The organism is Streptomyces sp. NBC_00354, from assembly GCF_036106915.1.
GTDB lineage: Bacteria > Actinomycetota > Actinomycetes > Streptomycetales > Streptomycetaceae > Streptomyces.
This window is the reverse complement of sequence record NZ_CP107983.1, coordinates 5,881,535-5,902,078: the sequence shown is the minus strand read 5'-3', so window position 1 is coordinate 5,902,078 and position 20,544 is coordinate 5,881,535. Positions and strand designations below refer to the sequence as shown.

Sequence of the window (20,544 nt, the reverse complement as noted above, 5' to 3'; positions counted from 1 at the left end):
CGGGTCAGGTCGTGTAGCTGAACTCGTCCGCCGGGCTCGCGGGGGACGAGTAGCCCTGCGACAGCACGGTCACGTTCACGGTCATGGGCTTGCCCGGACCGATGGTGGGCGCGGGTGCGGTGACGACGATCGTGTTGGGGGGCGTCAGCTGGACGGGCGGGGCGACGTTGTCGCCGAAGTAGACCTGTGCGTCGGAGCCGAAGTTCACGCCGGTGATGGTGACCTTCTTGTCGGTCCATCCGCTGTCCGGGCTGATGCCGGTGACCACCACGGGTGCAGGGCCGCCGTAGGCGAACTGGCCGAGCGGGACGGCCGGGGAGGTGCCCAGGACGGTGGTGACGCGGACGGCGACGACGCCGACGCCCTCAGGCGCGTAGGCGGTGATCTGGGCGCCGTCATCACTGACGTCGAACTGGGAGCACGGCACCGTGCCGAAGTCGACCGCGGTGCCGGCGCCGAAGCCGCGGCCGGTGATGGTCACCTCGGTGGCCGCCCCGCCGGAGCTGGGGCTGATGCCGGTCACCACCGGGCCCGACGGCGGGTCGGGCGCGCCGAGCAGGTACAGGTAGACGGCGTTGGCGTGCTGGAAGGCGGCCTGGCCCATGAAGTCCTGGAGCGACTTCTTGACCAGGTCCGGGTCGTAGACGCTGCCGGGGTTGCCATAGGGCACGACGTTCAGCGGACAGTCGCCGCCCGGCTGCCCGTAGGCGTTGGGGCCGGGGAGGGCGGCGATCGCCGAGATGGCCGCGGTGACGTCGTCGTCCGCCGCCGGGCCGGGACCGGGGTACCACTGCTTGGCGTCGTCGAGGCTGGTCCAGGCCAGCGGCACGAGGTCGTAGCAGTTGTGGTGGCGCTCGTTGGCGACCCATTTGAAGGAGTTGTCGATGGAGGACGCGAAGTCCGGACCGCCGGCGGTGGGCGCGGCGAAGGTGTAGAGCGAGAACTGTGGGGTGGTGGGCCAGGACTGCGTCTGGAGGTAGGGCCCGACCATGGTCGCGATACAGCCGCCGAGGCTGTGGCCGGTCACGTAGAGTGCCGGGTCCGGCTCTGCCTGGTCGAGCGCGGCGGCCAGCGCCTGCACCAGGGTGACCCCCGCCGTGCTCATACTGATGACCTGGGTGAACGCCTCCATCGCACCCTTGGAGACGGAGACCGGGTTCTTCGGCGATCCGACGGCGGTGAACGGGACCACCGTGCCGACGTCCAGGTCCTCGAGGAGGTCGGTCACGTTGCCGACCGTGCCGCGGATGACGACGGCGAGCTCGTTGGAGCCGTCGGTGTTCTTCGCGAGGTACGCCATGTTCGCGTTGTCCGCGCTCAGCCCGACCCATTGCAGTACCCAGGTGCCCCCGGTCATGAGGAAGGGCTGGGCCAGCTGCTGGTTGATTCCCATGAAGATCCGGTTGATCTGCTCCACCGGTGTCTCCCCCGATGGGCGCGGGGTGGCCGCGGTCGCCGCGATCGCGGCCAGCGTCATGGCCTTCATGGCAGCCGTCGAGGGCGCCGTCGATTGGAGCTGTTCGCTGGACATGCCCACTCCCTTGTGCTCGCCCGAGCGAGCCGCCGTAGGTAGCCCCCAACCTACTGATCATGGAGAGAATCTGACGGCAAGTCAGCTATGGGTTCAGGCCTTCGGGCTAGAGCGTGTCTCTTGGCTGTCGGCCGCGCTCGCCTTGTCGGTGGCCGGCCATAGGGTTCACCGGGTGAGTGACATCCATGAGCTGATGATTGCCGTCGACCTGCGGGACGAGATCTCCGAGCCTGAGCTCGCCGAGCTGAGCTGGCATCTGGGGATCGGGCCCCAGCCGGAGCACCTGTCCATCGTCACCGAGTTCCCGGTCGTGGTGGTGGACGACTCAGGGATCCCGGTGATCGAGGACGATCCCCGTCCACTGCTGGCCGGGCGGGGCGCGGCATGGCGGGTGGGTGGTGTGCTCTGCTCGGCACTGGCCCCTCGCGCGGACCTGGCGCGGAAGGGCTGGTCGCTGACGTCCCGTCAGGAGATCCACCCGGACGAGTTCGAGAAGGTCGGTGAGCTGCTCTGCTGGCTGGCCACAAGGGCTCACGACACGCACCTGCTCGGGGACGGCGCGGTCGGGGTCGGATTCCTCAGGTTCTACGAAGCCGAGGTTCCGGATGTACTCAAGGTCGACAGCGGGCAGGTCGGCTGGCCGGCCTGAAGAGCGTTGCAGGGGGATTGGTGAGGCCCCCCGAGTCGCCCCGATCGCAGACGGCCGTGACGACGACTTCCCAGCACTCCGGATCCGGCCGCCGGCAGCGGAACACCGCCTTGACGGCCGAACCCGGTGTTCTCACGCGGTCGCGTAGGTGACGAAGCCGAGCCAGGTGGCCGGGGTGACGGCCAGGCGGGCGGCCTCGGGACGCTTGGAGTCCCGGACGAGGACGGTCCCGGGAGTCCGGGCGACCTCGACGCAGTCGGGTCCGTCGGCGGTGCTGTAGCTGCTCTTGGTCCAGGCGACCTCGACGCACTCAGGCCCGTCATTGGTGCTGTAGCTGCTCTTGACCCACGTCAGTGCAGAGACGCCCTCTCCCGACGGCTTGATGCTCATGTCTCCCCCAGTACCTTCTCAATGAACGTCAGCGATTCACGAGGCGTCAGAGCCTGTGCCCGGATCATGCCATAGCGCATGTCCAGGATCTGGACATCTTTGGGCTCGGTGATCAAGCGGCTGACCAGCTGACCTTCGTTGTGTCCCACGGTCGTCCCATCCTTGAGGCGCATCAACTGGAGTGAACCTGCGAGCCCTGCGTGTTCCTCCACGGCGGTGGGCATGACCTGGATCTCAACGTGCCGCAGACTGCCAGCCTCCAGTAGGCGTTCCAGTTGGCCCCGCAACACCATCTTGCCCCCGACCGGCCGCCGAAGCACTGCCTCCTCCTGCACGACTGTCAGCAATGGGGCCGTAGGTTGGCCGAGAACCTGTTGACGCGCCATGCGAGCCGTTACCAAGCGCTCGATCTCCTCGTCGGGGTAGGCAGGTCGACGCAGCCCGTAGAGGGCACGGACGTACTCCTCCGTCTGTAGCAGCCCGTGTACGACGATGCTGGCGTAGGCGCCGAGTTCAACGGCCTCGGATTCCAACTTGGCCAGATCCCGAACCTTCTTGGGGTAGCGGGCCTTTTCGACGTCCACCTTCATCGCGGCGATCTTTCCGCCCGCTCCGAGAACCCCGTCCGCCTTGTCCAGGAACTCCGGACGCGGAATGCGGGTGCCACTCTCGATTTTGCGAGTCAGGTCCGCCCCGTAGCCCATCCGTTCAGCGAAAGTGGATCGGTCGAGTCCGGCCGCCTCCCGCCACATTTTCAACTGGCGTCCCACCGCCGCTACGACCGCCCCGGATTCGTCCTCCGGGTCGAGTGCCCAGCTCGACTCGTCGGTGCCCTCTGCGCTCACTGCCACCTCCGTTGGCCTGCAACTCCGTTCAGGCTACGCACGGGTGGCCACGCCGAGTCACGTGAATCAGGAAATCCGCCTCGTCTCCCCCGACCCCGCTGCGGAGAGTCCGATTTCACCGGATCGAGGTTTCCACGACCCGGTGGATCAATGACCGGTACCGCTCGACGCCTAAAGACCAATAACCGGGGGAAACAACCTCTCCCCACCTCCCCCCTCCCCCTCTCACTCGGTCGGGTGAATCAGTCCAATCCGGCTGGCGCATATGCCAATTCGACGGGCACTCTGACTGCCGACAACCCCATAAACGCAATCGGCCCTCGTACGGGACTGCAATCCCGACCGAGGGCCTGACCACAGAGGAAGCAGCAACTTCCCATGGCTGATCAGCACTTTAGCGCGCCCACGCGCGTCCCGTCGGGCATCCGGCACATCAACCACGATCACCGTCGCGGCTACGTCAAGATCGGCAACCATCTCGCCCAGCACCGGGAGCTGAGCCTGACGGCGATCGGCCTGGCCACGCACATCCAGTCGCTCCCGACGGGCGCCAAGGTCACCATCAAGGCCCTCGCCGAACGCTTCCCGGAGGGCGAAGTCCGCATCGCCGCCGCCCTGCACGAGCTGGAGGACCGCGGCTACCTGGCCCGGTTCCAGGAGAGGCTTCCGAGTGGGCGTGTGGTGACCCGCACGGTCTCGTACAACAACCCGCCCGCGATGTCGGAGGAGACGGCCCCTGAACGGCGAGTCCACAGCTCCGGACCCGAGCCGGAGCCGACCCCCGAGCCGGAACCCGAGCCCGAGCCGGATCCCGAGCCCGCCCCGGACCCCGATCCCGAGCCCGCCCCGCCCGTCTCCGAAGCCGAGCTCCAGGCCCGGGAGTTGCTGGCCCGGCTGCGGCTTCGCGATCCACGGCTGGTGCTGTCCGAGCGGGACACGGTGCGGCTGGCGCCCGCCGCGGCCGTCTGGCTGGAGCGCGGGCTGACCCCGAGCGCCGTCGCCGCCGTCCTGACCCGCACACTGCCGATGACGCCGATCCACTCCCCTGCGGGGCTCCTCACCCACCGCCTGCGGGAGCTGGTCCCGCCCCGGCTGCCGGACCCCGGCGCGGCGCGCCCCGTACCCCCGGACCGCAACGTGCACCCTCTCCGCACGTGCGACGGCTGCGACCGCGCCTTCCGCTCCCCCACCCCCGGCCACTGCCGGGACTGCGCCCCGTCGGCGGACGCCGCTTAGCGCGACACCGTTCCCCGTACGCCGATCCAAACGCAGCCGTCGAAGGTCCCCCCTAACGAGCGAATGTCGCGCTGCGTAATCGACTATTACGCTCCGTGCACACATGATGAGTCGGCATCACTCATCACCCCGCACCGCCGCGCGTCCGGCCTGGCCGGACTGCCGAGCCGTGCGCGTAATCAGTAAGGAGATACCCGTGCCCGCAGCCCAGAACGGCAAGGACGCCCAGGCGGAACAGATCAGCGGAAGCCTGATCGCAGCGGCACCGCTGAGTTCGCAGCCGCCCGTCCAGGTTCCCGTGCATCAGCGCGACACGGAGTGGGAGCTGCCGAACGGCTTCGCCTGGGTCTACTACGGCGAGGGCACCAGCCACATCCAGAAGCCGATCATCATGGCCGACGGCTTCAACCTCGGCCGAAGCGATCTGCAGTGGCTCGCCCAGGGCCTGGACGGCGGGGAGTACAAGTTCCTGACCGAACTGCGCAAGCAGGGGCGCACCGTGATCCTGGTCGGGTTCGACGAGCGCACCTCGCGGATCCAGGAGAACGCCGACACCGTGATGGCGGCGATCCAGCGGACCATCGGGGAGCGCGTCGGTGACGACCGGCTGACCGTCGGCGGCTTCAGCATGGGCGGCCTGATCACCCGCTACGCGCTGGCCAAGCTGGAGACGGAGCGGATGGACCACCAGACCGCGCTGTACTTCTCCTACGACACCCCGCACCGCGGCGCCGTGATCCCGATCGGCCTGCAGGCGTTCGCGCACTTCATCCCGCTGGCGAACGACTTCGCACGGCAGATGAACAGCCCGGCGGCCCGGCAGCTGCTCTGGCGCCACTACAACAGCGAGACCGACAAGGACGAGATCGACCCGCTGCGCACCGAGCTGCTGAAGGACCTGCGCCGGATGGGCGACTGGCCGATGATCCCCCGCAAGATCGCGGTGGCCAACGGCACCGGCGACGGCATGGGCCTCAGCATCCCGCCCGGCGAGATGGCGCTGAAGAGCACCGGCCTGATCGCCTTCCCCGGTACGACCTTCTACACCCAGGCCACCGGCAACAACGTCACGGTCGCCCAGCTGAAGCGGCTGTTCCCGCCCGCCTCCAAGCCGGTCACCGTCAGCGGATACCCCGAGCTGGACGGCGCACCGGGCGGCACCCTCGCCTCCTACAAGATCGTGGCGGACGAGCTGGTGTCGAAGGGCGGCAAGGTCGACCTGCGGCACGAGTCCATCTGCTTCGTCCCGACCGTCAGCGCGGTGGCGATCCGCGACATCGACAAGCAGGAGGACCTGTACGCGAAGGTCGCTTCGCTCGACCCGAACGAAAGCGAGCTGGACGAATTCTTCTGGTCCTCGTCCACCACCCCGCACACCGCGATCACCCGGGAGCTGTGCGAGTGGATCATCGAGCGGCTTCCGTAGCGAAGCGGCGTCATCACCGCTGATCCAACCGGTGTGCCGGCCGCCCGCCCCGGATCCCTCTGCGCCGGGGTGGGCGGCCTCGCGGCGCGCTGACACCGGGCCGTAGCGGTCCGGGGACCCCGGACCGCTACGCCCCGTAGAACAGGTCGTCCACGACCGCCCGGGCGCGCCGCGTGATGCGGCGGTAGTCGTCGAGCAGCTCGCCGACCGTGCCCTCCGCGTAGCCGAGGTAGCGGCCCACGGCCGCCAGTTCGCGGGCCTCCGACGGGAAGGTGTCCCCGGCCCGGCCGCGGACCAGCATCACCGCGTTGCGGACCCGGGTGGCGAGCACCCAGGCCTCGTCCAGGATCTGCGCCTCCTCGGCCGGGATCAGCCCGGCCGCGTGGGCGGCGGCCAGGGCCTCGCGGGTACGGGTGGTGCGCAGGCCGGGCTCCGACCAGGCGTGCTGCATCTGGATCAGCTGGACGGTCCACTCGACGTCGCTGAGGCCGCCGCGGCCGAGCTTCGTGTGCAGGGTCGGGTCGGCGCCGCGTGGCAGCCGCTCGGATTCCATGCGGGCCTTCAGGCGGCGGATCTCCCGTACGGCGTCCTCGCCGAGGCCCTCCGCCGGGTAGCGCAGCGGGTCGATGAGCTCGATGAAGCGGGCGCCGAGTTCGGCGTCGCCCGCGACGGATTGGGCGCGCAGCAGGGCCTGGCTCTCCCAGGTCAGGGACCAGCGCCGGTAGTACGCGGCGTACGAGGACAGGGTGCGTACGAGCGGGCCGGAGCGGCCCTCGGGGCGCAGGTCGGCGTCGATGAGCAGCGGCGGGTCGGCGGTGGGGAGTTGGAGCAGCCTGCGCATTTCGGCGATGACGGCCTGGGCGGCTTTCGCGGCTTCCTGTTCGTCGACGCCCTCGCGGGGTTCGTGGACGAACAGGACGTCGGCGTCGGATCCGTAGCCGAGTTCGTGGCCGCCGAAGCGGCCGACACCGATGATCGCGAAGCGGGTGGGCAGGGTCTCGCCCCAGTGGTCGCTGACGGCGGCGCGCAGGGCTCCGGCGATGGTCGCGGCGGTGAGGTCGGAGACGGCGTTGCCGACCCGGTCGACGAGGGCGCCGGGGTCCTCCTCGGCCGGGCTGTCCTCCGTACCGTACGAGCGGATGATGTCGGCGGCGGCGGTGCGGAACAGCTCGCGGCGGCGGACCCCGCGGGCGGCGGCGACGCCGGCTTCGGCGCTGTCGGCGCGGCCGACGGCGGCGAGCACCTCCTGCTCCAGGGCCTCGTGCGTACGGGGTCCGAGCCCGTCGGGGTCGCCGAGCAGGGCGACGGCCTCGGGGGCGCGCATCAGCAGGTCGGGGGCGAGCCGGCCGGCGGACAGGACGCGGGCCAGGTTCTCGGCGGCGGCGCCCTCGTCGCGGAGCAGGCGCAGGTACCAGGGGGTCTTGCCGAGGGCGTCGGAGACCTTGCGGAAGTTCAGCAGGCCGGCGTCCGGGTCGGCGGAGTCGGCGAACCAGCCGAGCATGACGGGGAGCAGGGTGCGCTGGATGGCGGCCTTGCGGGTGACGCCGGAGGCGAGGGCTTCGAGGTGGCGCAGGGCCGAGGCCGGGTCGGCGTAGCCGAGGGCTTCGAGGCGCTGGCCGGCGGCGCGCGGGGAGAGCCGGGTCTCGCCGGGGGAGAGCTGGGCGACGGCGTCGAGCAGCGGCCGGTAGAAGAGCTTCTCGTGCAGGCGCCGGACCACGGAGGCGTGCCGGCGCCAGGCCTTGTTGAGCTCGGCGACGGGTTCGGTGCGCAGGCCGAGGGAGCGGCCGAGGCGGCGCAGGTCGGCCTCGTCCTCGGGGACGAGGTGGGTGCGGCGCAGCCGGTAGAGCTGGATGCGGTGTTCCATGGCGCGCAGGAAGCGGTACGCGTCGTTCAGCTGGGCGGCGTCGGCGCGGCCGACGTAGCCGCCGGCGGCGAGGGCGTGCAGGGCGTCGAGGGTGCTGCCGGAGTGCAGGCCGGCGTCGCTGCGGCCGTGGACGAGCTGGAGCAGCTGGACGGCGAACTCGACGTCGCGCAGGCCGCCGGGGCCGAGCTTGAGCTCGCGGTCGACCTGCGAGGCGGGGATGTTGTCGACGACGCGGCGGCGCATCTTCTGGACGTCGGCGACGAAGTTCTCGCGTTCGGCGGCCTGCCAGACGAGGGGCGTTATGGCGTCGATGTACTGGGCGCCGAGGTCCGGGTCGCCGGCCACGGCGCGGGCCTTGAGCAGGGCCTGGAACTCCCAGGTCTTGGCCCAGCGCTGGTAGTAGGCGAGGTGGGAGGCCAGGGTGCGGACGAGGGGGCCGTTGCGGCCTTCGGGGCGCAGGTTGGCGTCGACGGGCCAGATGGTGCCTTCGATGGTGGTCTCGGAGCAGATGCGCATGAGGTGGGAGGCGAGGCGGGTGGCGGCCTGGACGGCCTTTGCCTCGTCGGCTCCGTTCGGCGCGTCGCCGACGAAGATGACGTCGACGTCGGAGACGTAGTTCAGCTCGTTGCCGCCGCACTTGCCCATGGCGATGACGGCGAGCCGGCAGGCGGCGGCGTCGTCGGGGGCGGCGGCGGACGCGATCCGCAGGGCGGCGCGGAGGGTTGCGGTGGCGAGGTCGGCGAGCTCGGCGGCGGTCTGGGCGACGTCGATGGTGCCGCAGACGTCGCGGGCGGCGATGGAGAGCAGGCAGCGGCGGTAGGCCACGCGCAGGGCGATGGGGTCGTGGGCCTGGCTCAGCCCGTGCTCGAACTCGGCGAGGCCGGGATGCAGGTCGGCGGCCTCGTACGTGACGAGCGCGTGCCAGTCGCGGGGGTGGCGGGCGAGGTGGTCGCCGAGCGCTTCGGACGCGCCGAGCACGCCGAGGAGGCGGTCGCGGAGCGGTTTGGCGCTGACGAGGGTGTCGAGGAGTACGGGCCGTTCGTCGTCGCTCTGCGCCTCGGCGAGCCGGACCAGCCCGAGGAGGGCGAGATCCGGATCGGCGGTGGCCCCGAGGGCGTCGAGGAGCACCGGGTCGGTGCGTACGGAGGCCAGCGCCTCGGAGTCGAGCAGCCGGGCCGCGGCCGAGGGGTCGGTGAAGCCGCTGCGCAGCAGCCGGATGAAGGTACTGCTCCTGCGTCCCGGGACTGTCATCCCGCCGCCTCCCGCGTACGTCGCCGCCACTGCCCAAGCGTGCCTGGAAGGAGCCTAGCCGGAGCAGGCGTTCGACTCACCGGCGTGGGTGGACACGTACCATGGGGCGGATTATCGGACTATCTGAATATTTATTCGGAACATCCCATTCCATTTACGTGCCCCCTCCTTCGGGCCCGCTCCCTGCCCGACCGCCCCCAAGGACGCACATGCCCGACGGACCCGCCGCCCCGGGCCCCTGGCTCCCCGACGACCCGGGAGCCTCGCCGTATCCGGGACAGGCCGGATGGTCATGGGGCCCGGCGGGACCCGAAGCCGCTCGGCCGGGCCACCCGTCGGGGGCCACCGACCAACCCACCGGGCGCGCTTCGCGCCGTTCCGGCACCGACCGGCCGCCCACTCCCGGCGGCCGCCGGGCCGCACGGCGTTCCCGTACCGCCGTCCCCGCAGACGCAGACGCAGCCGCAGCCGCCGGCCGACGCGCCGACGCCGGCCCGGGCAGCGGGCGGGCCTCCCGCCGTGCCGGCAGGGCCAAATCCTCGCGAGGCCGGGGGCGGCGCAATGGGGGGCGGGTCGTCAAGGGCGTGGGGCTCTGTGCCGCCATCGCCGCCTGCGGCGTGTTCGTGCTCCGCGCCGGCGAGGCGAGCGGAGGCATCGCCGACGGGAAAGCCGCCCCCGCGGCCACCGCCGACGCGCCCGACCCCGGCCGGGTGCTGCAGATCGTCGCCCACCCCGACGACGACCTCTACTTCATGAACCCGGACCTGCGGTACTCCATAGCCGCCGGCCACCCCGTCACCACGGTCTATCTCACCGCCGGCGAGGCTGACGGCATCAACGCCACCGAAGGCAAGCAGGCCTCCACCCCGCCCAACAAGCCCGCCTACGCCGAGGCCCGCCAGAACGGCATCCGCGCCGCCTACGCCAAGATGGCCACCGGCGACCGCAGCAGCGCCTGGAAGCGCACCGTCGTCCCCACCAAGGGCGGCGGCCACGCCGAGGTCGACGTGCTCGTCGCCAAGCCCGAGGTCAACCTCGTCTGGCTGCAGCTGCGCGAGGCCGGCACCGTCTACGACAGCGCCCCCGACAGCCTGCACGGCCTGTGGGACGGCAAGATATCCGCGCTCGGCGCGCAGCTCGCCTCCGGCACCCCCGTCAAACAGCGGTTCTCGTACTCGAAGGAGCAGGTCGTCCAGACGATCGCCGGCGTCCTGGAGCAGTACAAGCCGACCACCGTCCGCGCCCAGGACCCCACGCCCGGCCGGTTCCCCGACAAGCGGTACACCGACCACCAGGACCACTTCTACGGGGCCCGTTTCGTCCAGGCCGCCCTGGCCGCGTACGCGAAGGGCATCGACGTCAAGGACCGCCCGCACTTCGCGGTGCAGAACTACCTCGGCTACTCCAACGGCTCCCTGCCCAGCGCCCTGGACCCGGACGAGGCCAAGGCGAAGCTGGACATCCTTGACACCTATGCCTGGCTGGACCGGCAGAACCACTGCGCCAGCGACGCCGGCTGCGGCGACCTCAAGGTGGCCGACCACCCCGCCGGCAACGGCTGGACATCAACCGTCAACTACGCCCGCGGCACCGGCACTTCCTGGCTGACCTCCGACAAGGAGCACGGCCTGTGGGCCTTCAAGGTGCTCGACGGCCAGGTCGCCGTCTGGCACCGGTCCGGCCCGATCGGCGCCTGGAGCGGGCCGCGCCTGCTGCCCGGCACCGGCATGGACCCGGGCATCTCCACCGTCACCCTGCCGGACGGGCGGATCGCCGCCTTCGGCACCCGTACCTCCTTCGGCGCGCGGCCGGCGGACTACCGGCGCGAGGTCGGGTACGTCGTCCAGAAGGGCCCGGGGACGGAGGAGTTCGGGGACTGGCAGTCGCTGGGCACGCCCGAGGCCGCCGACGAGAACTGGACCTCCGACATCAGCGCCCCCGCCGTCTCGGTCGACGGCACCGGCCAGTTGGCGGCGTACGTCCGCGACGGCGCGTCCGCCCTGCGCGGGCGGGTGCAGCTCGCGAACGGCACCTGGGGCCCGTGGGCGCAGTTCGGCGGCGCCGACCTGCACGGCACGCCGGTCACCGCCACGGACGGCGCCGGGCGGCGCATGGTGTTCGCGGCCACGGCCAAGTCGGTGCTGGGCTGGGCGCAGCCGAAGCCGGGCGCGCCGCTGGGCCCGGCCACGCCCACGGGGCTGCCGGACACGACGCTGCCGCTCACCGCGGAGGGGCGCGAGGGCGGGGTGCGGCTGTGGTTCCGCAAGCCGGGCTCGGGCAACGTCCGTACCGCCCTGGTGACGGGCGACGGCGGGCTGAAGGTCAACCACCTCACCGACCTCGGCGGGCTCCAGGGCTTCGGCTCGGTGGCGGCGAGCGGGCACGTGCTGGCCGGCCGCACGGCGGGCGGTCAGCTGGGCTCGGACCTCGGGTCGGGGCGGCCGTGGGAGCGGTCGCCGCTGATGTTCGTCGGGGCCCCGTCTTCCACGGCGACCGGCCGGAACACGGTCAGCCTGGCGGTGGTAGGGCTCGACGCGCGGCTGTACGTGACCTCCTCGGCGGACGACGCGAACGCGCACCTGGCGCCGTGGCTGCCGGTGGGGCCGCGGAACACGGGCCGCTGAGAACCCTTCTCCGGCGGACCAAGTGCGTCCACATCCTGGGCACTTACACGGATCAAAAGGTCACACGCCACAATCGCATCCGGTCGTTTCCGGAAAGCAGGAGTCATCGAGCACATCGGTGAACCAAGTCCCCCGATTTGGCCTCTCACTGACTGAGCTGACTGAACTGACTGAACTGCCGTTCTTCCCGCCCGGAACGACCCCAAGGCGTGACCGATGCCGATTGCCCGTCGCCGCTTCCTCCTCGCTGCCCTCCTGCCCGTACTCACCGTCGGTGCCACCGGCGTGCTCGCCGTCGCCACCGGCCAGCAGACGTCGGCCGAGGCCACCCAGGAGAAGAACCCGGCCGTCGCGCTCCCGGCGAGCACCACGGCCGGATCGGTCGTCCAGGTCGTCGCCCACCCCGACGACGACCTGTTCTTCATGAACCCGGACCTCAGCCGCTCGCTGACGGCCGGGCTCCAGCTCACCACCGTCTACCTGACCTCCGGCGAGGCCGACGGCCGCAACGAGGCCAACGGGGCCGGCGCCAAGGACCCGGAGCAGCCCGCCGACCGCGCCCACTACGCGGAGGCCCGGCAGAACGGCATCCGCTCCGCCTACGCCCAGATGGCCACCGGGGACCGCACCAGCGCGTGGAAGCGCACGGTCATACCCACCGCGGGCGGCGGCCAGGCCGAGCTCGACGTGCTGATCGCCCGGCCGCAGGTCAACCTGGTCTGGCTGCAGCTGCGCGAGGCCCGCAACCCCACCGCGGAGAACCCGGACAGCCTGCGCGGCCTGTGGAACGGCAAGATACCCGCGCTCGGCGCCCAGCTGTCCTCCGGAAGCCCGGTCAAGCAGCCGTACACGTACACCAAGGACCAGGTGATACAGGCGATAGCCGGGCTGCTCGGGGTCTACAGGCCGACGACGATACGCATGCAGGACCCGACGCCGGGCCGGTACCACGACACCGGCAAGTACACCGACCACCAGGACCACATGTACGGCGCCCGCTTCGTGCAGGCCGCCACCGCTGCGTACGCCGCCCAGGCCGGCGACCGCCCGCGGTTCTCGGTGCAGAACTACCTCGGCTACCACAACGGCACCCTCCCGCACGCCCTGGACCCGCAGACGGCCGATACGAAGATCGGCTACCTCAAGACGTACGCCTGGCTCGACCACCAGAACTACTGCGGCAGCCCCTCCGGTTGCGGCGACCGCAAGGTCGCGAGCAGCCCCACCGGCCGCAACTGGGCCCAGTCGCTGCGCTACGCCCGCGCCGACACCACCTCCTGGCTGGTGGCGGGCGCCCCCGGCCGGCTCTACGCCTTCGCCGCCCTGGACGGCCGGATGGCCGTCTGGACCCGGCAGAACGGCCCGGCCGGCTGGACCGGCCCGGTCCTGCTCCCCGGCACCGGCATCGACCCGGGCGCGAGCACGGCCCGCTTCCCCGACGGCCGCACAGCGGTCCTCGCCACCCGTACGGTCTTCGGCCCGGCGCCCGCGGACTACCGGCGCGAGATCGTGTACGCCGTCCAGGCCGCGCCGGACGGCCCGTTCGGGCCGTGGCAGTCGCTCGGCACCCCCGAGGGGGCCGACGAGGAGGGCACCTCCGCCATCAGCGCGCCCTCGGCGGCCGTGGCCCCGGACGGCCGGCTGACCGTCTACGTCCGCGACTCCCGCCGCACGCTGCGCGCCCGCGAGCAGCAGCCGGACGGCGCCTTCGGCCCCTGGCAGCACCTGGGCGGCGAGGACCTGCAGAGCGACCCGGTGACGGCGGTCGACGCCGCCGGGCGGCGCCAGGTGTACGCGGCCACCACCAAGTCGGTCCTGGCCTGGACCCAGCCCGCCCCGGGGGCCCCGCTCGAGGGACCGTTCCAGACGGGCCTGCCCGCCACCACGGTCCCGCTCTCGGCGGCCCCGGAGGGCGCGGGCATCCGGCTCTACTTCCGCCGCCCCGACTCGGGGGTCGTCCGTACGGCCCTGGTCACGGCGGGCTCCGGCAAGCCGCAGGTCTCCAGCGTCTCGGAGGCCGGCGGCCGGGCGGGCTACGGCGCGGTCGGCGTCGCGGGCCGCCTCCTGTCGGGCCGCGCGGACACGGGCACGGTCAGCACGACGGGCCTCGGCGGCCCGCCCGCGTGGACGGAGTCGAAGATGCTCTTCGCCGGCGCCCCGGCCGGCATCCTCGAACCGGCGGGCGCGACGACGACGGCGGTCCTGGGCCTGGACGCCGAACTCCACATCACCACGACCCCGCCCGCCACCCCGGACCCCGCCCACCCCTCCCGCACCACCTGGCACCGGGCGGTCCCTCCGGCGTAACCCCGCCCGTCACCGGCCGAAGCCGGAGGCCGGCCACTCCCGGAGGCCGGCCACTCCCGGAGGTCAGCAACTCCCGGAAACCAGCAGCTCCCGTACCTGCTCGGGCGTCCAGTGACCGGCGGCGCCCGGGCAGGCGGCCAGGTACTCGGCGATGTCCTGCTCCTCCCAGGGGCCGGACTCCAGGAGGCCGCCGGCCAGGTAGCGCAGGTACACGGCAGAGGGCGGGAGTACGTCGACTTCGCCGAGCGTCCACGGCGCGGTGAACGTCAGGACGGGGATGTCCTCGATCGTGCCGGGGCAGATCAGCGTCTCGTACCGCCCCGGCCCGAGTTCATCGCGGCCGTGCCGCAGCGCCGCCGTGAGGTCGAGGTCCGTCCCGGGTTCGTCGCCCATCTCCTGCGCGGCGATGTCGGACACCTGGCCGACCGTCACCAGGTGCGCCCGCCCGCGCATCCGCCCCGGAGCCGTCGGGTCGTACAGCCCGCGGCCCCCGCCCCACACGGCGGACTCCGTGGCGAAGTACAGGCGGCCTTGCAGCTCGACCGCGAGCGAGCGCTCCGGCGCCCGCCGGTCCCGGCAGCCCGGATAGGTGCGCGCCGCGCCGGCGGGGGTCCCCCCGGCGATGTACGCGGCCAGGCGGTCCATGTGCATGTTGGAGCCGTAGGAGGCGTACCAGACCCGCTCGGGCATGGGCAGCGCCCCGTCGAGCGGCGTCGCGGTGTGCACGGTCATACGCGTGTCCTCGCACCTCGGGGCCGACGGCGTCGCGCCGCCGGCCCCGAGTGGTGTTCCGGCCCGGAAAAGGCTCTGACCTGCCCTTACAGCACCGGGAGGTTCTTGCGGAGTTCGAAGGCCGTGACCTCGCTCCGGTACTCCTCCCACTCCTGCTTCTTGTTGCGCAGGAAGAAGTCGAAGACGTGCTCGCCGAGGGTTTCGGCGACCAGTTCGCTGCGTTCCATCAGGGCGATGGCCTCGCCGAGGTTCTGCGGGAGGGGTTCGATGCCCATCGCGCGGCGTTCCGCGTCGGAGAGGGCCCAGACGTCGTCGTCGGCGCCCGCCGGGAGTTCGTAGCCCTCCTCGATGCCCTTGAGGCCCGCCGCGAGGAGCACCGCGTAGGTCAGGTACGGGTTGGCGCCCGAGTCGATCGAGCGGACCTCGACCCGGGAGGAGCCCGTCTTGCCCGGCTTGTACATCGGGACCCGGATCAGGGCCGAGCGGTTGTTGTGGCCCCAGCAGATGTACGAGGGGGCCTCGCCGCCCGCGCCGGCGCTGCGGGAGGAGCCGCCCCAGATGCGCTTGTAGGAGTTGACCCACTGGTTGGTGACCGCGGCCGTCTCCGCCGCGTGCTTCAGGAGGCCCGCGATGAAGGAGCGGCCGACCTTGGAGAGCTGGTACTCGGCGCCCGACTCGTAGAAGGCGTTGCGGTCCCCCTCGAAGAGGGAGAGGTGGGTGTGCATGCCCGAGCCGGGGTACTCGGAGAACGGCTTCGGCATGAAGGTGGCCTGGACGCCCTGCTCGAGCGCGACCTGCTTCATGACGAGGCGGAAGGTCATGATGTTGTCCGCCGTGGAGAGCGCGTCCGCGTAGCGGAGGTCGATCTCCTGCTGGCCCGGGGCGCCCTCGTGGTGGCTGAACTCGACCGAGATGCCCATGGATTCGAGCATGGTGATCGCCTGGCGGCGGAAGTCCATGCCGACGTTCTGCGGAGTGTGGTCGAAATAGCCAGAGTTGTCCGCCGGTACCGGGCGGGTCCCGTCCAGCGGCTTGTCCTTCAGCAGGAAGAACTCGATCTCGGGGTGGGTGTAGAAGGTGAAGCCCAGGTCGGAGGTCTTGTTCAGGATGCGCTTGAGGACGTACCGCGGGTCCGCGAAGGACGGCGACCCGTCCGGCATCAGGATGTCGCAGAACATCCGGGCGGTCCCGGGGGCCTCGGCGCGCCACGGCAGTATCTGGAACGTGCTGGGGTCCGGCTTGGCGATCATGTCGGATTCGTAGACCCGCGCGAAGCCCTCGATGGCCGATCCGTCGAAGCCGATGCCCTCGTCGAAGGCCTGCTCCAGCTCGGCGGGGGCGACCGCGACGGACTTCAGGAAGCCCAGTACGTCGGTGAACCACAGGCGCACGAACCGGATGTCGCGCTCCTCGAGCGTCCGGAGGACGAATTCCTGCTGCTTGTCCATGCCTTCATCCTCGCAGTTCAGACGGCCTGTGCACCACCTCCCCCGAGGGCGGGGGCACAGTCGGGCGGGCCCAGTATCGCCAGCCGTGGTTTCCGCCACATTACGCACCTCTGAAACCTCGTGGCACCCCCGCACTGACCTCGGACCCGTCATGAGCATTACCATCTGCGCCCATGGGGGGCTGGGAGCACATGCGGCGCGGGCGCGCAGGGCGTCGGATGCCTCGGCGCGCCGTCATCACGGTCGCCCTCTGCGTGCTGCTCGGAGCGCTGTTCCTGTGCGTACGGCCGGGTGAGCCGCACGCCGTCACCGCCGTGTCCGGCGCGACCGCCGCGACGGCCCCGGCCGGCGTGTCGGCCGTACGAGGGCCCGCCGGCGGGCACGGGACACGCGCCGTCTGCGTGTCCCCCGACGAGCCGCCCGGCTGCTCCCCCTTCTCGCACGTGGCCCCCGGCGTACTGCCCGCCCCGCCGCCCGCCGTGACCGTGGCGGACTCCGCCCCGGATCCCGTCGGGCGCGCCGCCGGCGGCGGGCCGGCCCGGCCGCACGGGACGCTCGCCCGGGCCCCCGACCTCCATGCCCTCCAAGTGCTGCGGACCTGACCGGTCCGGGCGCCGTACCGCGCTCCACCGGATCCATCCCTCCACCCCCCTCAGCAGAAGGATTCAGGGCACATGGCCAGCAGGACCCCGTACGACAGCAACTCCCCCCAGGCCCGCATAGCCGAGATGCGCCGCGCCGAGCGGGCCCGCGACCGGCGCAACGCGGCCATCGCGATCACGGTCTCGGTGGCCGTCGCCGCCGGTCTCATCGGCTTCGGCGCGTGGGTGCTGATCGACAAGCAGGAGAAGAAGGACGCCGAGGCGGCGGCCCGCAAGGCTCCGGTGAACGGCGAGCAGACCTGGGACGCGAAGGCGCTGGGCCGCAACCACGTCGACACCCCGGTGAAGTACCCCATGAACCCGCCGGTCGGCGGCGACCACAGCCCCCGCTGGATGAACTGCAACGGCGACGTCTACAAGAACCCGGTCCCCGAGGTCAACGCCGTCCACTCGCTGGAGCACGGCGCGGTCTGGGTGACGTACAACGAGAAGGCCGCCAAGGGCGACCTCGACGCGCTCGCCGGGACCGTGGCCAAGACCCCGTACACGCTGATGAGCCCGGTCAAGGAGCAGGCCGGCACGATCACGCTGAGCGCCTGGGGCAAGCAGCTGACGGTGGACAAGGCGGACGACCCCCGCGTCGCGCAGTTCTTCACCAAGTACGTGCAGGGCCCGCAGACCCCCGAGCCGGGTGCGGCCTGCACCAGCGGGCTGGCCGAGAAGTGACCCGTACGTACTGGGCGGCCGGGACCGCCGTCCTGCTCGCGCTGCTGTTCGCGGCGGGGGCCACGGTCACCGCCGCGAGCGACGGTGACGGCGACGGTACGTCGGCCCGCGCACCGGGCCTCTACTCACCGGATGCGGGCTTCGCCCGGGACATGGCCGTGCACCACCAGCAGGCGGTGGAGATGTCGTTCATCGTGCGGGACCGCACCCAGGACGAGCCCGTGCGCGGGCTCGCGTACGACATCGCCAACACGCAGGCCAACCAGCGGGGCATGCTGCTGGGCTGGCTGGACCTGTGGGGGCTGCCGAAGGTGGTGGCCGACGAGCCGCCGATGTCCTGGATGGGGTCCGCGGACCAGCACGGCGGCCACACCGGGCACGGCACGGGCGGGCAGGACGCGGGCGGCCACGACATGGCCGGGCACGACACGGGCGGTGCCGCCGCCAAACCCGGCGCGCTGATGGCCGGCATGGCCACCAAGGAGGAGCTCGCGCAGCTCGGCGCCGCCGAGGGCCGGGACGCCGAGGTGCTCTACCTCCAGCTGATGACCGACCACCACAAGGGCGGGGTCGCGATGGCCCGGGGCTGTGCGACGCAGTGCAAGACCCCCGCCGAGCGGGATCTGGCCCGGGGGATGGTCGAGGCGCAGCAGTCGGAGCTCACCCTCATGGCGGACATGCTGAAACAGCGAGGAGCTGCGCCGCGCGGGTGACGGGCCACGCCCGTACGGTGGTGGGAGGGCGTCCTCATCAGGCCCTCCCCCACCGGCCTGCGGAGGGTGCCGAGGCGGGCGCATCCGCGCCCGGCCGCATCGGCAGTCAGGGAGGTAACCAATGACCACCGCGGCAGACATCATGCACCCCGGGGCCCAGTGGATCCCCGCCACCGCGACTCTGGACAAGGCCGCTCAGCTGATGAGCCGGCTCAATGTGGGCGCCCTGCCCATCAGCGACGCCGCCGAGCGGCTCTGCGGCATCATCACCGACCGCGACATCGTCGTGAACTGTGTGGCCCAGGGTCTGAACCCGTCCGAGATGACCTGCGGTGACATGGCCAAGGGCACCCCGCGCTGGATCGACGCGGGCGCGGACGTCTCCGACGTTCTGGGTGAGATGGAGAGCCACCGGATCAAGCGGCTCCCGGTCATCAAGGACAAGAAGCTGGTCGGCATGATCAGCGAGGCCGACCTGGCCCAGCACCTCGACGAACACCAGCTGGCGGGCTTCGTGGAGAAGGTCTACGCGGCGCGCTGACCCGGCCGATCCGCCCGGCCCGGCTGATCCGCCCCGCCAGGCTCCCTTTCCGCAGCGTCCAGGATCGCCCGTGCCACCCGGCCCGGGCGGTCCAGCATGACCAGGTGCCCCGCCGGTTCGGCGACCTCGAAGCGGGCGCCGAGCCGGTCGGCCAGCTCCGCCTGGCGCTCACACCAGCGCAGGGCCCCCCGCCCGGCCGAGCCGTCGTACCCGGTGAGGACGGTGACGGGCGCGGCCGGCGGGCGCCCGGTCCGCAGCGCGAGGACCTCGGCGGCGGTGTCGGGGTAGCGGGAGTTCTCCAGCAGGGCGCCGCGCCAGACCCGGCCGGTGCGGTAGCAGCGTCGTACGAGGTCCCGCGCGGCTGGGTCGCAGCCGCCGGTGCGGGAGGCCCGTACGGCGGCGCGGCGGGCGAGCGGACCGAGCGCGGCGGGCAGCCCGGCGGCGGTCAGGGCCCGGCCGAGCACGCGGGCGACGGCGGTGCGCAGCCCGGCGGGCCAGACCGTACGGGGGTCCTCCTCGATGCTGGTGTCGACCAGGACCAGGGCGGCGGTGCGCTCGGGGTACAGGCGGGCGAAGGCCTCTGCGTGGAACCCGGCGATCGAGTGCCCGGCGACGGTGACCGGGCCGGGCAGGCCGAGCGCGTCGAGCAGTCCGGCGATGCGGCGGGCCTCCCCGGCGGCGGTCGCCGGAGCGGTGGCGGGGGCGCTCAGCCCGTGCCCGGGGCGGTCGAAGCGGACCACGGTGCGGCCCTGCGCGACGAGCAGCGCGGCGACGGGATCCCAGTCGAACCAGGCCATGGCGAGCCCGGCGCTCAGCACCACGGGCGGCCCGCTCCCCTCCACGAGGACGTGCAGCGGGACGCCGTCCACCGGTACGAAGCGGCCGGTCCGGGCGGTGCCGATTCCGTGTGCGGTCGTGTGCCGTGTCATGTGCGGCGCTCCTTGTGGACCGAGTACGCGAGCAGGCCCAGCCAGAGCGCCACGAGCAGCACCTGGAGCCGCTGCCCTGCGCCGAGCGCCCAGGTCCCGCGCCCGGCGGTGAACAGCGCGATGGCGGACAGGGTCCAGGCGGTGGCGAGCAGTTCCAGCGCGACCAGGACGGGCCCGTAGCGGGCGAGCGGGGCGAGCCGGCCGTAGCGGCGGGCGGCGACGGTGAGGGCGACGATCCCGACGAGGGCGCCGGTCATGGCGAGGCTGCTGCTGACGGCGTGCGCCTGGTGGGTGGCCGGGACCAGGCCGGCGGTCTCCCGGGCCGCGCACACGGGGTCCACGGTGGGTGTGCAGCTCAGCGGCAGCCAGGCGTCGGCGGCGGTGGCCGCGCCGAAGAGGGTGACACCCGCCCAGCCCACGACCGACCAGGGGCGGCGGGATCCGTCGCGGCGCAGCAGCCCGGCCAGGGCGAGCAGGCCGCCCGCGAAGGCGAGCAGTCCGGCGGTGAAGTCGGTGGCCCGGAACAGGCCGCCGAGCGGCTGGTCCTGGGCGGCGAGCTCGCTGACGTACGTCTCGATGGGGTTCAGGCCGGTCGAGAGGACGACTTCGAGCACCCACGCGGTGTACGCGGCGGCGCCCAGGCCGATGAGGAGGGCGACCGGCCACGCACTGTTCGCGAAGAGCCCCTTCAGCCCCCTCAGCCCCTTTTCGGCTTTTGTGGACATACTGC

The 20,544-nt window shown here is 72.1% G+C and carries 17 protein-coding genes; 9 read left to right on the top strand and 8 right to left on the bottom strand.

Annotated features, from left to right (window positions below):
* Window positions 1-4: 4 nt before the first annotated feature.
* Window positions 5-1,531, bottom strand: coding sequence for an IPT/TIG domain-containing protein (locus tag OHT74_RS27065; protein ID WP_328621660.1), 1,527 nt, complete (start codon window positions 1,529-1,531; stop codon window positions 5-7).
* Between the two features lie 172 nt (window positions 1,532-1,703).
* Here OHT74_RS27065 and OHT74_RS27060 point away from each other — a divergent pair, with 172 nt between their 5' ends.
* Window positions 1,704-2,180, top strand: coding sequence for a hypothetical protein (locus OHT74_RS27060; protein WP_328621659.1), 477 nt, complete (start codon window positions 1,704-1,706; stop codon window positions 2,178-2,180).
* Between the two features lie 132 nt (window positions 2,181-2,312).
* Here the strand turns inward: OHT74_RS27060 and OHT74_RS27055 are convergent, their stop codons facing one another.
* Together OHT74_RS27055 and OHT74_RS27050 are read right to left on the bottom strand one after the other, a co-directional pair.
* Window positions 2,313-2,570 carry a DUF397 domain-containing protein gene (locus tag OHT74_RS27055; protein ID WP_328621658.1) on the bottom strand — a complete coding sequence of 86 codons (258 nt, stop codon included), beginning with the start codon at window positions 2,568-2,570 and terminating at the stop codon, window positions 2,313-2,315.
* On the bottom strand, window positions 2,567-3,415 hold the full coding sequence (locus OHT74_RS27050; RefSeq protein WP_328621657.1) for a helix-turn-helix domain-containing protein: 849 nt from the start codon (window positions 3,413-3,415) through the stop codon (window positions 2,567-2,569). The genes OHT74_RS27055 and OHT74_RS27050 overlap by 4 nt, the downstream gene beginning before the upstream one ends.
* Before the next feature lie 378 nt (window positions 3,416-3,793).
* On the opposite strand from OHT74_RS27050, the gene OHT74_RS27045 reads away from it, so the two are divergent.
* Both OHT74_RS27045 and OHT74_RS27040 read left to right on the top strand, forming a co-directional pair.
* Entirely contained in the window at window positions 3,794-4,651 is an 858-nt protein-coding gene (locus OHT74_RS27045) for a helix-turn-helix domain-containing protein (protein WP_328621656.1), read from the top strand.
* Between the two features lie 196 nt (window positions 4,652-4,847).
* The gene (locus OHT74_RS27040; protein ID WP_443047571.1) at window positions 4,848-6,077 is read left to right on the top strand and encodes an esterase/lipase family protein; all 1,230 of its coding nucleotides are present in this window, start codon (window positions 4,848-4,850) and stop codon (window positions 6,075-6,077) included.
* A 127-nt stretch (window positions 6,078-6,204) separates the two neighbouring features.
* On the opposite strand, the gene OHT74_RS27035 is transcribed toward OHT74_RS27040, so the two are convergent.
* Entirely contained in the window at window positions 6,205-9,192 is a 2,988-nt protein-coding gene (locus OHT74_RS27035) for a bifunctional [glutamine synthetase] adenylyltransferase/[glutamine synthetase]-adenylyl-L-tyrosine phosphorylase (protein WP_328621655.1), read from the bottom strand.
* A gap of 584 nt (window positions 9,193-9,776) precedes the next feature.
* Here OHT74_RS27035 and OHT74_RS27030 point away from each other — a divergent pair.
* Window positions 9,777-11,816, top strand: a complete 2,040-nt coding sequence (locus OHT74_RS27030) for a PIG-L family deacetylase (protein ID WP_328621654.1) — start codon at window positions 9,777-9,779, stop codon at window positions 11,814-11,816.
* A 216-nt stretch (window positions 11,817-12,032) separates the two neighbouring features.
* A complete protein-coding gene (locus tag OHT74_RS27025) occupies window positions 12,033-14,123 on the top strand; it encodes a PIG-L family deacetylase (RefSeq protein WP_328621653.1) in 2,091 nt (696 codons plus the stop codon).
* A gap of 63 nt (window positions 14,124-14,186) precedes the next feature.
* On the opposite strand, the gene OHT74_RS27020 is transcribed toward OHT74_RS27025, so the two are convergent.
* Both OHT74_RS27020 and OHT74_RS27015 read right to left on the bottom strand, forming a co-directional pair.
* Window positions 14,187-14,855 carry a histone deacetylase gene (locus OHT74_RS27020; RefSeq protein ID WP_266667584.1) on the bottom strand — a complete coding sequence of 223 codons (669 nt, stop codon included), beginning with the start codon at window positions 14,853-14,855 and terminating at the stop codon, window positions 14,187-14,189.
* 86 nt (window positions 14,856-14,941) lie between these two features.
* Window positions 14,942-16,303 (bottom strand): glutamine synthetase family protein, encoded by a 1,362-nt coding sequence (locus OHT74_RS27015; RefSeq protein ID WP_266667582.1) that lies wholly within the window; start codon window positions 16,301-16,303, stop codon window positions 14,942-14,944.
* A 218-nt stretch (window positions 16,304-16,521) separates the two neighbouring features.
* Here OHT74_RS27015 and OHT74_RS27010 point away from each other — a divergent pair, with 218 nt between their 5' ends.
* From OHT74_RS27010 to OHT74_RS26995, 4 genes are all read left to right on the top strand, one after another.
* Window positions 16,522-16,905, top strand: a complete 384-nt coding sequence (locus OHT74_RS27010; protein ID WP_328621652.1) for a hypothetical protein — start codon at window positions 16,522-16,524, stop codon at window positions 16,903-16,905.
* A 72-nt stretch (window positions 16,906-16,977) separates the two neighbouring features.
* Complete coding sequence (locus OHT74_RS27005; RefSeq protein ID WP_266994107.1) at window positions 16,978-17,631, top strand: DUF3105 domain-containing protein; 654 nt, start codon at window positions 16,978-16,980, stop codon at window positions 17,629-17,631.
* Window positions 17,628-18,344 carry a DUF305 domain-containing protein gene (locus tag OHT74_RS27000; protein WP_328621651.1) on the top strand — a complete coding sequence of 239 codons (717 nt, stop codon included), beginning with the start codon at window positions 17,628-17,630 and terminating at the stop codon, window positions 18,342-18,344. Before OHT74_RS27005 ends, OHT74_RS27000 begins: the two co-directional genes overlap by 4 nt.
* Before the next feature lie 121 nt (window positions 18,345-18,465).
* A complete protein-coding gene (locus OHT74_RS26995; protein ID WP_266667574.1) occupies window positions 18,466-18,885 on the top strand; it encodes a CBS domain-containing protein in 420 nt (139 codons plus the stop codon).
* On the opposite strand, the gene OHT74_RS26990 is transcribed toward OHT74_RS26995, so the two are convergent.
* Window positions 18,870-19,814: an alpha/beta fold hydrolase gene (locus OHT74_RS26990; protein ID WP_328621650.1), complete on the bottom strand. Its 945-nt coding sequence runs from the start codon at window positions 19,812-19,814 to the stop codon at window positions 18,870-18,872. The genes OHT74_RS26995 and OHT74_RS26990 overlap by 16 nt on opposite strands.
* Window positions 19,811-20,539 carry a DUF998 domain-containing protein gene (locus OHT74_RS26985; RefSeq protein WP_328621649.1) on the bottom strand — a complete coding sequence of 243 codons (729 nt, stop codon included), beginning with the start codon at window positions 20,537-20,539 and terminating at the stop codon, window positions 19,811-19,813. The genes OHT74_RS26990 and OHT74_RS26985 overlap by 4 nt, the downstream gene beginning before the upstream one ends.
* Window positions 20,540-20,544: the final 5 nt, after the last annotated feature.

Bases quoted from the DNA above. Each gene is read 5' to 3' on its own strand.
- OHT74_RS27065 (WP_328621660.1), bottom strand. From the start codon at position 1,531: ATGTCCAGCGAACAGCTCCAATCGACGGCGCCCTCGACGGCTGCCATG.
- OHT74_RS27055 (WP_328621658.1), bottom strand. From the start codon at position 2,570: ATGAGCATCAAGCCGTCGGGAGAGGGCGTCTCTGCACTGACGTGGGTC.
- OHT74_RS27045 (WP_328621656.1), top strand. From the start codon at position 3,794: ATGGCTGATCAGCACTTTAGCGCGCCCACGCGCGTCCCGTCGGGCATC.
- OHT74_RS27035 (WP_328621655.1), bottom strand. From the start codon at position 9,192: ATGACAGTCCCGGGACGCAGGAGCAGTACCTTCATCCGGCTGCTGCGC.
- OHT74_RS27025 (WP_328621653.1), top strand. From the start codon at position 12,033: ATGCCGATTGCCCGTCGCCGCTTCCTCCTCGCTGCCCTCCTGCCCGTA.
- OHT74_RS27020 (WP_266667584.1), bottom strand. From the start codon at position 14,855: ATGACCGTGCACACCGCGACGCCGCTCGACGGGGCGCTGCCCATGCCC.
- OHT74_RS27015 (WP_266667582.1), bottom strand. From the start codon at position 16,303: ATGGACAAGCAGCAGGAATTCGTCCTCCGGACGCTCGAGGAGCGCGAC.
- OHT74_RS27010 (WP_328621652.1), top strand. From the start codon at position 16,522: ATGCCTCGGCGCGCCGTCATCACGGTCGCCCTCTGCGTGCTGCTCGGA.
- OHT74_RS27005 (WP_266994107.1), top strand. From the start codon at position 16,978: ATGGCCAGCAGGACCCCGTACGACAGCAACTCCCCCCAGGCCCGCATA.
- OHT74_RS26995 (WP_266667574.1), top strand. From the start codon at position 18,466: ATGACCACCGCGGCAGACATCATGCACCCCGGGGCCCAGTGGATCCCC.
- OHT74_RS26990 (WP_328621650.1), bottom strand. From the start codon at position 19,814: ATGACACGGCACACGACCGCACACGGAATCGGCACCGCCCGGACCGGC.
- OHT74_RS26985 (WP_328621649.1), bottom strand. From the start codon at position 20,539: ATGTCCACAAAAGCCGAAAAGGGGCTGAGGGGGCTGAAGGGGCTCTTC.